This window comes from Bradyrhizobium sp. UFLA05-153, from assembly GCF_054185185.1.
Map to the genome: position 1 here is coordinate 1 of NZ_JBBIAM010000102.1, position 13,999 is coordinate 13,999.

Sequence of the window (13,999 nt, forward strand, 5' to 3'; positions counted from 1 at the left end):
CGTCCACGACCAGTTCGCCAACGGCCGGCGCTTCCGCATTCTCAACATCGTCGACGACGTCACTAAGGAATGCCTGGGCGCCATTCCGGAGACGTCGATCTCAGGACGGCGCGTCGCCCGCGAACTGACGGCAATTGTCGAGCGACGCGGCAAGCCAGGAATGATCGTGTCCGACCATGGCACCGAATTCACCTGCAACGCCATGCTCGCCTGGAGCAAGGACACGGTCATCGATTGGCACTTTATCGCGCCGGGAAAGCCGATGCAGAACGGCTTCATCGAGAGTTTTAATGGCCGGATGCGCGATGAACTGCTCAACGAGACCCTGTTCTTCGATCTGGATGACGCCCGCGCCAAGATCACCAGCTGGGTCGCCGACTACAATATCCGGCGGCCTCACTCGTCGCTGAAATACCTGACCCCCGCGGCCTATGCCGCCCACCTCACCGCAACGGACGATCGGCTGCGCAACCCCGACCAGCTCCGCCGATCGTCCGTTGCTCCACCCGCGCCACTTGGCGTACAAAACCCCGAGACTCTAACCGCTGCTGGATGAAAATTCAGTGGCAGGTCAGTCACACCTTGCGCAACGTCATCGACCGCACCGAGACACTCACTGGCTGTCCGATCGAGCGGGCCTATGTCGACAAGGGGTACCGCGGTCACGACGCGCAAAATCCCCGTCGCGTCTTCATCTCTGGCCAGAAGCGCGGCGTCTTCGGTATCATCAAGCGCGAGCTGCGCCGCCGTTCCGCCATCGATCCCATCATCGGACACATGAAAGCAGAAGGTCATCTCGGTCGCTGCTACCTCAAAGGCCGCGCCGGCGACGCCGCCAACGTCATTCTCTCAGCCGTCGGCCACAACTTGCGCCGCATCCTCGCCTGGCTCAGGGAATTGTTGCGCCTGTTCCTGTTGCCATGGCGAACGCTCGCTTGCCAGGCCCAGCTCAATCCGGCTTGTTAACGGCCGACTAGTCAATATGTTGAGCAAACAAGATCCAGTCGACGCCGCGATAGCACCACGCGCTCGGACCTGACGAGTTAGACCGTGAGAAGCCGATGCAGGAGCAGAATGGATAGCTGAGACTCCTGGCTTAGTTGGTCAGGAAGAAAGTGAGGCGTGTCCACTAGATATCGACAGTGCATTTCTGGCAGCGCTTCCTTAGGCGGCCCCAGTGAGCCAAAGCTCAGCTCTTGCAGAATTCTCACGCAGCGGCCGACGGTGCTTGAATCGCACGTAACGTCAGATTGTAGACTATATCGTAGGTCCTTCCGACCTGACCAAAGGTGGCCGCAATATATGGCGTTCTCACAGTGCATGTGGAGAGAGGAAAGCGCTCCACTCCTCTTCATTTTGTTTTCCATCTTCTTTGCCAGCTTCGGATGCGCCTATGCCGCCCTAGAATTACGTTTTCGGCGTCGTGACCGCTACCTACCTTGCGTGCTTGATGTGACCACAAATGTGCATTCTCCGGATTCCGGCGACCGGATACCAACGGCTGATAAGCCGAAGGATGGGTAACGGAAGGGGCGTTCGACAGCTCGCTCGTCGTAGATCGGATGTGTACATCGAATCCGCAGCAGGCTCGTGGGAGCAGTAAGTCCCGCGCTTACGCGTTGATGAGCGCTCGTACTCGGGCACGCCGAACCATGTCAGTCACCCTCGCTCCCACCTTTGTAAGCGATCGTAGCGCAAGTCCACTTGCCAAGTTCGTGACCGCCGCGCCGCCGTTGCTCGCAAGGACTATCAACCAGGCGGCTCGACGCGTGTTGCTCGTACGCAAATGCGGAGGCAGTCTCTACATCACTTCGCACATCGCGAGGACGCCTCCGAGGAGAGACGCTTGCGCGGAATGGGTCACTCGCTGACAACGGCCACTGATGACGCATCCAGGAGATAGCGATGAAACGGCCAACGATCGCCGACTTGGCGCAGGGAGCCGGCGTGAGTGTGTCGACGGTAAATCGGCTCCTGCATGGTGGCGCCACGGTGCGCTCCGAAACCGCCGAGCGTATCGCGGAAACAGCAGAGAAAATTGGCTTTTACGGCTTGGGCACGCTGCGCAAGCGCATGAAGCCTCACCGGAGGCTTGGCTTTCTCATGCAACAGTCGCACCGGCCGCTCTACCAGGTGTGGGCCGCGGGAATCGTCGCCGCCGCATCTCGGCGCACCGATACCGTTATCAAGGCGAACGTGCTCTTCGAGGACGACCTGGCCCCGGAAGCCGTTGCTACCAATCTCCTGAGCCTTGGGAAACAAAGCGACGCCGTCGCTATCATCACCGCCGACCATCCGCTGGTCAGTCAGGCGATCGACGAATTGCGGGCCATAGGCGTTCCGGTCGTCGCCTACGTTACTGACCTCTCTGCCGCGAGCCGGGCAGGCTTTGTGGGAACTGACAACTGGATGGCCGGTCGAACAGCGGCTTGGTTCATCAAGCAGACGGTCCGCGAGTTAGGCAAGGTAGTTCCCCTGATCGGCGGAAACCGCTATCAGTGCGAGGAGATTTCAGCCGCAAGTTTCCGCTCCTACATGCGCGAGCATGCCCCGGACTTTGACGTAAGCGACACACTACTGATTCAGGAAGAGCACGGGAACGACCATGGAGTCGTCCGCAAACTGATTGACAAAAATCCGGACCTCAGAGGCGTCTTCGTCAATGACGGAGGTATTTCGGGCGTCTTACGCGCGGTGCGCGAGCTGCCTGTCGAACGACGGCGGAAAATCCGCATCGTCTGCAGGGATGTAGGACCTGAAACACGCAAAGGAATGAACGAAGGACTGATTACCGCATCCATATGCCATCCCCTGGACAAGATGCCCCAGGAGCTGATTGATGTGATGTTGCGCTTGGTCGAGTGTCGAGACACAGCGTCAATCGAGCAGCGGATCGTGCCGTTCGAGATTCTCACCCCAGAGAGCCTATGGGCTTAAGGAAGAAGGAATCCATCGCCCCGTTGCTCTCGTGGAAATTCATGAATGATCTGGGGACTGCTCGATCGTGTACATCGACGCGGTCAATTGCCTCGCCCGCCATCACCGGTCCGCCGAGGAAATCGGCGAAGACTAAAGCGGGCTGTCGGACGACGACAATGAAGTGAACTGAGGATAGCCGTCTCGGTCTTGGTCGAAGACGACGTTGTCATGGTGTTCACTGCCTTCTGGATCGGGGCCCTAATCACGCTCCTACGGATATCCGATGAAAATCCAGCTCAAGCGATGGCCGTCGGAATAATTCTATCAAGCTGCGATCTACGTCGGATGCGCACTGGGCGATTCTGCGTCGTACGAAGCAAGCGCCATGTCGAACTGAATTGGCGGCTTCTTAAGCGAGCTTCGGGTGATCTTAGGAGACTGCGCTGAGTTGCAGGGGATTTATCGTCGCTAAAGTGGCCACGGGAGTTCTGCTTGCAACGCTGGAATCGTCCAGTGACTTCGCTTGCGTATGATAGTCCATCAGAACGCGCATGCGCGACAATCGAATGGAGTTCTGGTTTACCGGGGGGCTGTGTATCTAAGGCGTGGGAGAGGATGGCGGCCCTCCTGGCCGCTCTCTCGCGTCGGTATAACTAGCCGGTCGTATTGGCGTGCAAACGCGGAATCAGAGATCATACAAACTCACGCTACGTGCGATTCAAGCTCGTTCGAACCGCTTGCGTAAATTATGTTGTGGCGCTGTAGCACCGCTCCCAATGGCCTCAGTTTCGCCACGCTACTCGCGTCAGTCAGAGCAGCATCATCACGGATGTACTGATGGTGCAGAGGCGGGACCCGGCGCATTTTACGGATGGCGAAAGTGCGCCGGGCGCCTCGGTTGGCTTCGTGAGCTGCGATGCGTGAAAGCCCCTTCGCAAAATATCGTTGTTGTAGGGCGGTTGGTGCGCCTTGACGGGCGTCTCAAGCAGCACAGCGACTATGTAAGGACCTCCAGAGAGAACGCAGCTCGTGAGGTCCGCTGCCAAGCGCGCCGTTTTCAGCACAGGATGCGGATTGAAGGACGATAAGCTCTTGCTCCAATCCGGTGATGACGTCGCAAAAGCCGACATCCGGAGAATCTTATCGTGCATCTACCTGCACTGGCCTAATTGTTGCAAACTTTCTTGCAACGGTGGCGACGTTGCGTATCTCACCAAGTCTCAAGGAGCTCGCTTGCCCCTTCATGGATTAGATGGAGACGGTGTTGTTAATCCAACCCCTGTGCCGGATCTCGCGCTCTGTCCGTTTCACGACGATAGGTCGCGTGCACGAGGTGGCGAGGGGAAGACGCTTGTACTAACCGGCGCCTCGCGCGGCATTGGTCATGCGACGGGTAGATTGTTCTCGGAAGCTGGATGGCGAGTCATCTCCTGTTCCAGGCAGCCTTTTGATCGCAGTCGATGTCCCTGGGAGTCGGGCATCAATAACCACGTCCAGGTAGAATTGAGCGATCATCGCGCGTTGCCGGGCGCGATCACCGAAATCAAGCAGAGGCTCAACGGAGAGCCGATTCACGCGCTGGTCAATAATGCCGGCATCTCCCCAAAGGCGCCCGACGGCAGTCGATTGAACTCCCTAACAACATCCATCGAAACCTGGATGAGCGTGTTTCACGTCAACCTGGTCGCGCCTATTCTACTTGCTCAAGGCCTGTTCGAAGAATTGAAAGTGGCATCCGGATCGATCGTCAATGTCACGTCAATTGTCGGCAGTCGCGTGCATCCGTTCGCCGGTACTGCCTATGCGACCTCCAAGGCAGCGCTCGCCTGCCTCACGCGCGAGATGGCGCATGACTACGCTCCATTTGGAATTCGGGTCAATGCAATTGCGCCGGGCGAGATCAAGACCGATATCCTGTCGCCGGAAACCGAGGCAAAGTTGGCGCCGATTATACCGCTACACCGTGTCGGCACGCCGGACGAGGTTGCGAAGGTTATTTTCTTCCTCTGCTCGAGCGCGGCGAGCTACGTCACTGGTGCGGAAGTGCCGATCAATGGCGGACAGCACGTGTGATGTTGCGGCGCGGATGACGTCGATAAGTCGCGTGAGGTTAATTGGAGATATCCGCTAGAAACTGGGCGAAAGCGACGAAGCCGTTGTCGGTAAGTCGACAGCGTGGGTATGACTGTCTACATAACGCACAGTGGTGCGGAGTCCGAAATGGGGGCCAAGGTCGTCGCGCTTGCGCGGGTCCACACCAGGTCAGGCGTACCCGAAGACCCGCGCGGGTTCGAGAGGTCACGCTAATTCGTCGTGGCATCGCGCAGATCGGGTGCGGGCTCAAGACTTTCGCTCTTGGGGTCAGACATTTCCGGTGGGGGCACCAGTGCTGTATGGCTCACGACGACCGTGGCAGCCGCATGTGATATCGGGATTTCAAGTGTCTGGAATGTGGCACGCGGCTTGAAAGGCGATATCCAACGGCATCATTTAACTCCTAGGAGTCGCAATCCATGGCTTACAAGATCGTCGCCTCGCAATGCTCGGTTTGCGGTGCATGTGAGTTCGAGTGTCCGAACGGCGCGATCAGCCTAAAGCGCGACATTTATGTGATCGATCCGAAAAAGTGCACAGAGTGCGAGGGACATTGCGATACGCCGCAATGTGCGGTCGTCTGTCCAGTTGAGGACACATGCGTCCCCGCCTGAAGATGTCAAAGAAGATGTCGCCGCCGACGGGCTCAGTCGAAGAATTGTCGGCGCATGCGCGCTGGCTGGCGACTTGACGCCCATTGTCGCTGGCTGGCCATGATTGAGCCCACCCGGGGCGCGTCGATTATCCCAAGGGCGAATTTCAGCTCGCTGTCCGTATCCAGGACTGCCAGCCGGAGCTGAATAGGCGTGCGCGATTGTTCCTGCCGATCTTGGAAGCCATCCGCGACCATCCCGAGAGGGCGCAGGTCGAAGCAATTTGGCCAATCGAAGGTTGGGCTAGAAGCTCCTATCGAACGCGATACGAATGAGACGGGATGGCTTGTCAGGAACGACCGATGCACCGAGAGCTATGCTGACGGCACTGCAGACGGAATCGTAGGAGATTGGCTTGCGGATGACGCCGTGTGCGCCCCGTTCAAGGCCGGCCCGTACCATAGGATCGGAATTCCGTTCCGCGATGAGCAGGATCTTAGCACGCGCAAAGACGTTGCCAAGGTCTGCCAGGACCGCATCGCCCTGCTCCCGCAGGATAGCAATACCCAGCAACATCGCGTCGGGAGCTGTTATGGGACACGTCATGGCCTCTTTCACAGCGGAAAAAGCATGTGTCTGATAGCGTTCGCGTAGAATGTAGTTGAGCGCGGAACGCACCACCTGTTCGCGCTCGATCAGGAAGACGGTCGGACGGTCTCGGCTCGCATCAACCTCGGTCGCCAAGTGCATGATACCCTCGGTGTATTGATTGATACACATCGAGCAAGCTCCGTACCTTGGCGTGCCGAAAAGGAAAACTACCGATTTCGCTAGTCGGACAAAGCAAGCATTGCCTTGTTTCTGACAGTCGTGTGTGACCGCTCAGTCAAAACTTGCCGATGTCAGACTTGCAACAATGCCCATCTGCACCACCATTATCTATCTCTATTGACACCATTTTTCGCCCCGAGCCGGCGCTGGCACGCTGGTTGCAAAAGTCGTTACGCAAGGGCTTGGCTGTCGCCTTTGTATCTCACCGAACTGCGAACGCGGCGGGCCAGGCGATGGGATCAGAGAGAGCGCAGTCCGCAGATCATCAATCGGTTGACGGAGAGCAACATGTCTTCACTGAGACAAATCGCGTTTTACGGCAAGGGTGGTATCGGCAAGTCGACGACGTCGCAAAATACGCTCGCAGCACTGGCCGAGCTGGGTCACAAGATCCTGATCGTCGGCTGCGACCCGAAGGCGGACTCGACCCGTCTGATCCTGCACGCCAAGGCACAGGACACGATCTTGAGTCTCGCGGCGAACGCCGGCAGCGTCGAGGACCTCGAGCTCGAGGACGTCTTGAAGGTCGGCTACAAGGATATTCGCTGCGTCGAATCCGGTGGTCCGGAGCCAGGTGTCGGGTGCGCCGGCCGTGGTGTCATCACCTCGATCAACTTCCTCGAAGAGAACGGCGCCTACGAGGACATCGATTACGTGTCATACGACGTGCTCGGCGACGTCGTCTGCGGCGGCTTTGCGATGCCGATACGCGAGAACAAAGCGCAGGAGATCTACATCGTCATGTCCGGCGAGATGATGGCGATGTACGCCGCCAACAACATCTCCAAGGGCATTCTGAAGTATGCCAATTCAGGTGGCGTGCGGCTCGGTGGCCTGATCTGCAACGAGCGGCAGACCGACAAGGAGCTGGAGCTGGCGGAAGCACTCGCCAAGAAGCTCGGCACCCAGCTGATCCACTTTGTGCCCCGCGACAACGTCGTCCAGCATGCCGAGCTACGGCGCATGACGGTGCTGGAATATGCGCCGGACTCCAAGCAGGCGGACCACTATCGCAATCTCGCGACCAAGATCCACAACAATGGCGGCAAGGGCATCATCCCGACCCCGATCAGCATGGACGAGCTTGAGGACATGCTGATGGAGCACGGCATCATGAAGCCGATCGACGAAAGTCAGGTCGGCAAGACTGCTTCCGAGCTCGCCGCGCTGTCGGCGTAACGCAGACCTCACATTCGGCGTGCGTCGAGAAAGCGTCGGCCCCTAACGCGCACAGGACAATTGGAAGGGATATTCGTATGAGCCTGGCATCCACCCAGAGCGTTGCAGAGATTAAGGCCCGCAACAAGGATCTGATTAGCGAAGTCTTGAAAGTCTACCCCGAGAAGACCGCCAAACGGCGTGCCAAGCACCTTAATGTGCACGAGGCCGGTAAGTCCGACTGCGGTGTCAAATCGAATCTCAAATCGATCCCAGGCGTGATGACCATTCGAGGCTGTGCCTATGCCGGCTCCAAGGGCGTGGTGTGGGGTCCGATCAAGGACATGATCCACATCAGCCATGGTCCGGTCGGTTGCGGCCAATATTCCTGGGGATCGCGGCGCAATTATTATGTCGGCACCACCGGCATCGATACCTTTGGGACTATGCAGTTCACCTCCGACTTCCAGGAGAAGGACATTGTCTTCGGCGGCGACAAGAAGCTCACCAAGGTCATCGACGAGATCCAGGATCTATTTCCGCTCAACCGCGGAATCACCATCCAGTCGGAATGCCCGATCGGTCTGATTGGCGATGACATTGAGGCGGTGTCGAGAGTAAAGTCGAAGGAGTATGACGGCAAGACTATCGTGCCGGTGCGCTGCGAAGGCTTCCGCGGCGTGTCTCAGTCGCTCGGGCACCACATCGCCAACGACGCGGTACGCGACTGGATTTTCGACAAAATCAACCCTGAGATAGAGCGGCGATTCGAACCAACGCCCTATGACGTTGCCATCATCGGCGACTATAACATCGGCGGCGACGCCTGGTCCTCTCGCATTCTCTTGGAGGAGATAGGCTTGCGCGTGATTGCGCAGTGGTCAGGCGACGGCAGTCTCGCCGAGCTTGAGGCGACGCCAAAGGCGAAGCTGAACATCCTGCACTGCTATCGCTCGATGAACTACATCTCTCGCCACATGGAGGAGAAGTTCGGCATTCCGTGGTGCGAGTACAACTTCTTCGGCCCGTCCAAGATCGCGGAGTCGCTGCGCAAGATCGCGAGCTTCTTCGACGACAAGATCAAGGAGGGGGCTGAAAGCGTCATCGCGAAATACCAGCCCCTGATGGATGCCGTCGTCGCCAAGTATCGGCCGCGCCTAGCAGGCAAATCCGTGATGCTCTTCGTTGGTGGCTTACGCCCTCGGCACGTGATTGGTGCCTATGAAGACCTCGGTATGGAGGTTATCGGGACCGGCTACGAATTCGGTCACAACGACGATTATCAGCGTACCGCCCAGCATTACGTCAAGGACGGCACATTGATATATGACGACGTTACTGGCTACGAGTTCGAGCGCTTCGTCGAAAAGATACAGCCCGACCTCGTTGGTTCCGGCATCAAGGAGAAGTACGTGTTCCAGAAGATGGGCGTGCCGTTCCGGCAAATGCACTCGTGGGACTATTCGGGTCCTTATCACGGCTACGATGGGTTCGCGATCTTCGCCCGCGACATGGACATGGCGATCAATTCCCCGATCTGGAAGAAGACCAAGGCGCCGTGGAAGGACGCTCCGCGTCCGAGCCTTATGGCAGCGGAATAAGCGAGCCGGGTCACAGATCGAACACGAATCCAACAAGGACGCCATGATGCCCCAGAATGCCGAAAACGTGCTCGATCATTTCGAGCTGTTCCGAGGTCCGGAATACCAGCAGATGCTGGCCAACAAACGAGCGCTCTTTGAGAATGCGCATGATCCCGCCGAGGTCGCGCGTATCCGCGAATGGGCCAAAACCCCCGAATATCGCGAGAAGAACTTCGCGCGTGAGGAACTGACCATCAATCCGGCCAAGGCCTGCCAGCCGCTAGGTGCGGTGTTTGCCTCAGTCGGCTTCGAGAGCACGTTGCCTTTCGTGCACGGTTCACAGGGCTGCGTCGCCTACTATCGGAGCCACTTGTCGCGGCACTTCAAGGAGCCGACCTCCTGTGTTTCCTCGTCCATGACCGAAGACGCGGCCGTATTCGGTGGCCTCAATAACATGATCGACGGGCTAGCCAACAGCTACAATATGTACAAACCGAAGATGATTGCGGTTTCTACCACCTGCATGGCGGAAGTGATTGGCGACGATCTCAACGCATTCATCAAGACGTCGAAGGAAAAGGGGTCGGTGCCGGCTGAGTTCGACGTTCCCTTTGCTCATACGCCCGCCTTCGTCGGCAGCCATGTCACCGGCTATGATAACGCTTTGAAAGGCATCATCGAACATTTCTGGGACGGCAAATCCGGATCTGAGCCCAAGCTCGACCGCGAGCCGAACGAGAAGATCAACTTCATCGGCGGCTTCGACGGTTACACTGTAGGCAACATCCGCGAGATAAAGCGGATCTTCGAATTGATGGGGATTGGGTACACGATCCTGGCGGACAACAGTGACGTGTTCGACACGCCCACTGATGGTGAGTTCCGCATGTATGACGGTGGCACGACACTGAAGGACACCGCGGACGCCATCCACGCAAGGGCGACCATCTCCATGCAGCAATATTGTACGGAGAAAACGCTACCGTTCATCGAGGGGCATGGCCAGCAGGTCGTTGCGTTTAACCATCCGGTCGGTGTCAGCGCGACCGACGACTTCCTGATGACGCTGTCGCGTATTACTGGCAAGGAGATCCCAAAGGTCCTGGAGCAGGAGCGCGGTCGTCTGGTCGACGCCATGGCAGACTCCAGCGCGCACATCCACGGTAAGAAGTTCGCAATCTATGGCGATCCGGACCTTTGCTATGGCCTGGCTGCCTTCCTGCTCGAGCTCGGTGCCGAACCAACCCACGTCCTGTCAACCAACGGCAACAAGGCCTGGGAAGGCAAGATGGAGGCGCTATTCGCCAGTTCGCAGTTCGGCAAGGACTGCCACGCCTATCCCGGCAAGGATCTCTGGCACATGCGTTCGCTGCTGTTCACCGAGCCAGTCGATTTTCTGATCGGCAACACCTACGGCAAGTATCTGGAGCGCGATACCGGAACACCGCTGATCCGCATCGGCTTCCCCGTGTTCGATCGGCACCATCATCACCGCTATCCGGTCTGGGGTTATCAGGGGGGCATGAATGTGCTGGTGAAGATACTCGATCGGATCTTTGAAGAGATCGACAGGAATACCAACGCGGTGGGTAAAACCGACTACAGCTTCGACATTATCCGCTGATGCGGGCAAGTGACCGCCTCATAGCCGCTTGTCGCGGCTGTGAGGTGGGGATGTAAACACCAGCCGGGCCATCGTCCGTGCTCACCGGAAAACGTCCGCGCAAGGAGAAAACCGTGACTTCGCTGTCGGCCACCATCCAGAATGTCTTCGACCAGGCGGACTGCGTCAAGAACGCCAACAAATCGGAGGCTGCCCGCAAGAAAGGCTGCACCAAGCAGCTGCAGCCGGGCGGGGCCGCCGGAGGTTGCGCTTTTGATGGCGCCAAGATTGCGCTGCAGCCATTTACCGACGTAGCCCATCTCGTTCATGGCCCGATCGCGTGCGAAGGAAATTCCTGGGACAATCGCGGGTCCGTCTCCTCAGGCTGTGATCTCTGGCGCAGGAGCTTCACGACCGACATGCATGAGATTGATGTCGTGTTCGGTGGCGAGAAGCGGCTATACAAAGCCATAAAGGAAATCATTGAGAAGTATGATCCCTCGGCGATCTTTGTCTACCAGACTTGCGTGCCGGCCATGATCGGTGACGATATCAATGCGGTCTGCAAGTTCGCCGCGACGAAATTCAGCAAGCCCGTCATTCCTGTCAATTCGCCGGGGTTTGTTGGTTCGAAGAATCTTGGCAACAAGCTCGCCGGCGAAGCTCTGTTGGAATATGTGATCGGCACGCAAGAGCCCGACTCCACCACGCCCTACGACATCAATCTCATCGGCGAATTCAACCTATCCGGCGAACTCTGGCAGATCAAGCCGCTGCTCGACGAACTCGGTATTCGCATCCTGTCCTGCATCTCCGGCGATGGCAAATATCGCGAGGTTGCCTGCTCACATCGGGCCCGCGCCGCGATGATGGTGTGCTCGAAGTCCTTGATCAATGTCGCGAGCAAGATGAGGGATCGTTACGGCATCCCCTTCTTTGAAGGATCATTCTATGGCATCCAGGACACGAGCGAATCTTTGGGCCAGATCGCGCGCCTGCTGATCGAGCGCGGCGCGCCGAGCGAGTTGATGGAACGCGCCGACGCCGTAATTGCACGCGAGGAGGCAAAGGCCACGGCTGCGATCGAGCGCTTCAAGCCACGCCTTACCGGCAAGAAGGTGCTGCTCGTCACCGGCGGCGTGAAATCGTGGTCGGTCGTCTCGGCTCTGCAGGAGGCGGGGCTCGAGATCGTGGGCACTTCTGTAAAAAAATCGACCAGGGAAGACAAGGAGCGCATCCACAAATTGATGGGCCATGACGGCCACATGATCGAGGATCTGACGCCGCGTGAAATGTACAAGATGCTCAAGGAAGCAAAAGCGGACATCATGCTCTCCGGTGGCAAGTCGCAGTTTGTCGCTCTGAAGGCTGCGACACCATGGCTCGACATCAATCAGGAGCGCTGCCACGCCTATATGGGGTATCTCGGAATCGTGAAGTTGATGGAAGAGATCGACAAGGCGCTCTACAACCCGATGTGGGATCAGCTCCGAAAGCCCGCGCCGTGGGATGATCCGGACATGAACTGGCAAAGTAAGGCGCTTGTGCAGGTGGATGTGCCGACCGCCGATGTTGCTCCGAATCGGAGCCGCGCCGGAAAGGCCGATCGCGCTAAGAGAACCTTCCGTCGCGAAACCGTCGATCTCGGCGTCATCCAGGATGGCGTTGTCCCTCACTATTTGACTGCAGTCGACGACGTCGCACAGCACACCGAGGCTTCCGGCGTCTGCGGCGCCAGCAAGCGAGCCTTCGAGGACGTTAACGCGGACAAGCCTGCGTCCATGCAGCAGGCGGCGGAGTAGGACGGCAAGGCAGGTTTCTGGCCATGGCTATTGTTAGCAGTTCCAATAAGGCCTGCTCGATTAATCCGCTCAAGATGAGCCAGCCGATCGGCGGCTCTTTCGCCTTCCTGGGCGTTCGGGGCGCAATGCCCCTCTTGCACGGTTCTCAGGGCTGCACGTCCTTCGGCCTGACCCTGTTTGTCCGCCATTTCAAGGAGGCGGTGCCGCTGCAGACCACGGCGATGAGCGAGGTTGCCACCGTGCTCGGCGGGTATGAGAATGTTGAGCAGGCGATTCTCAATATCTACAACCGCACCAAGCCCGAAATTATTGGTATCAATTCGACCGGTGTTACCGAGACCAAGGGCGACGACGTCGAGGCGTTCATTCGTCTTGTTCGACAGAAGCATCCGCAGCTCGAAAAATTCCCGCTCGTCTACGTTTCGACACCGGATTTCAAGGACGCATTTCAGGATGGCTGGGAAAAGACCGTCGCGCGAATGATCGACGTGCTTGTCGAGCCTGCCGATGCGGTTGCGCCGCGTGACTGCTCGCGCATCAATGTCTTGCCTGGCTGCCATCTTACCCCCGGCGATCTTGACGAACTGCGGACGATCTTTGAGGACTTTGGGCTAAAGGCGTCCTTCCTGCCGGATATTGCCGGTTCGCTCGATGGTCACATTCCCGATGAGTTCACACCAACCACGATCGGCGGGATCGGGGTCGACGAGATCGCCACGATGGGGCAGGCGGGCTGGACGATCGGGATCGGCGCCCAGATGAGGCGCGCGGCCGAGGCGATGCAGGCGAGGACGGGCGTGCCGTTCCGGTTGTTCGAGCGGCTCTGTGGCCTCGTCCCCAATGATGAATTCATCACTTTCCTGAGCAAGATCAGTGACAAACCGGTGCCCGCAAAATATCGCCGGCAGCGTGGCCAGCTCGCGGACGCCATGCTGGATGCCCATTTCCATATCGGCGGTCGAAAGCTCGCCATTGGGGCCGAGCCGGACCTCTTGTTCGATATCTCCAGCATGCTCTATGAGATGGGCGCGCAGGTGACCGCGGCGGTTACGACGACGGCATCTCCGGTGCTCGAACGCGTCAAGGCTCAAGAGGTCCTCATCGGGGATCTCGAAGATCTGGAGCAGCTTGCCAAGGCGTATGACTGCGATCTCCTGATCTCTCATTCGCACGGCCGCCAAGCAGCAGCACGGCTGAACATTCCGTTCTTCCGTGCCGGCTTTCCGATGTTCGATCGCCTCGGGGCAGGCCACCAGGTAACGGTCGGCTATCGCGGCACGCGCGAGCTGATCTTTGACCTCGCCAATCTGATCATTGCCGACCGCGAGGACAATCGTCAGCCGACGCCGGAAACCTGGAGGAACGCCGATCCGGGTCTGCATGTCGTTCCGCCGCAGTTGAATTGACGCGAATAGA

Annotated in this window: 10 protein-coding genes and 1 pseudogene; 10 read left to right on the top strand and 1 reads right to left on the bottom strand. The window is 58.2% G+C overall.

From position 1 onward, the window contains the following. The 5 genes and pseudogenes from Q2941_RS38635 to Q2941_RS38655 all read left to right on the top strand — a co-directional run. On the top strand, positions 1–556 hold a 556-nt coding region (locus Q2941_RS38635), incomplete at its 5' end, for an integrase core domain-containing protein (RefSeq protein ID WP_458195762.1). Positions 557–576: 20 nt separating this feature from the next. Further along, positions 577–966: pseudogene (locus tag Q2941_RS38640) on the top strand (IS5/IS1182 family transposase); the annotation flags it as partial. Positions 967–1,905: 939 nt separating this feature from the next. Next, on the top strand, positions 1,906–2,937 hold the full coding sequence (locus Q2941_RS38645) for a LacI family DNA-binding transcriptional regulator (RefSeq protein ID WP_458195763.1): 1,032 nt from the start codon (positions 1,906–1,908) through the stop codon (positions 2,935–2,937). Between the two features lie 1,263 nt (positions 2,938–4,200). Further along, positions 4,201–4,992 carry an SDR family NAD(P)-dependent oxidoreductase gene (locus Q2941_RS38650; protein WP_449384018.1) on the top strand — a complete coding sequence of 264 codons (792 nt, stop codon included), beginning with the start codon at positions 4,201–4,203 and terminating at the stop codon, positions 4,990–4,992. A 440-nt stretch (positions 4,993–5,432) separates the two neighbouring features. After that, the gene (locus tag Q2941_RS38655) at positions 5,433–5,627 is read left to right on the top strand and encodes a 4Fe-4S binding protein (protein WP_458195764.1); all 195 of its coding nucleotides are present in this window, start codon (positions 5,433–5,435) and stop codon (positions 5,625–5,627) included. Between the two features lie 282 nt (positions 5,628–5,909). Here the strand turns inward: Q2941_RS38655 and Q2941_RS38660 are convergent, their stop codons facing one another. Beyond that, the gene (locus Q2941_RS38660; protein WP_458195765.1) at positions 5,910–6,386 is read right to left on the bottom strand and encodes a response regulator; all 477 of its coding nucleotides are present in this window, start codon (positions 6,384–6,386) and stop codon (positions 5,910–5,912) included. A gap of 339 nt (positions 6,387–6,725) precedes the next feature. Between Q2941_RS38660 and nifH the strand changes: the two genes are divergently transcribed. The 5 genes from nifH (at position 6,726) to nifN (ending at position 13,989) form a co-directional block, all read left to right on the top strand. Then, positions 6,726–7,616 (top strand): nitrogenase iron protein, encoded by an 891-nt coding sequence (gene nifH, locus Q2941_RS38665; RefSeq protein ID WP_458195766.1) that lies wholly within the window; start codon positions 6,726–6,728, stop codon positions 7,614–7,616. A gap of 77 nt (positions 7,617–7,693) precedes the next feature. Beyond that, a complete protein-coding gene (nifD, locus tag Q2941_RS38670; RefSeq protein WP_458195767.1) occupies positions 7,694–9,196 on the top strand; it encodes a nitrogenase molybdenum-iron protein alpha chain in 1,503 nt (500 codons plus the stop codon). A gap of 46 nt (positions 9,197–9,242) precedes the next feature. Further along, complete coding sequence (nifK, locus tag Q2941_RS38675; protein WP_458195768.1) at positions 9,243–10,802, top strand: nitrogenase molybdenum-iron protein subunit beta; 1,560 nt, start codon at positions 9,243–9,245, stop codon at positions 10,800–10,802. 113 nt (positions 10,803–10,915) lie between these two features. Continuing rightward, positions 10,916–12,583 (top strand): nitrogenase iron-molybdenum cofactor biosynthesis protein NifE, encoded by a 1,668-nt coding sequence (gene nifE / locus Q2941_RS38680; protein WP_458195769.1) that lies wholly within the window; start codon positions 10,916–10,918, stop codon positions 12,581–12,583. 23 nt (positions 12,584–12,606) lie between these two features. Then, positions 12,607–13,989 (top strand): nitrogenase iron-molybdenum cofactor biosynthesis protein NifN, encoded by a 1,383-nt coding sequence (gene nifN, locus Q2941_RS38685; protein WP_458195770.1) that lies wholly within the window; start codon positions 12,607–12,609, stop codon positions 13,987–13,989. Positions 13,990–13,999: the final 10 nt, after the last annotated feature.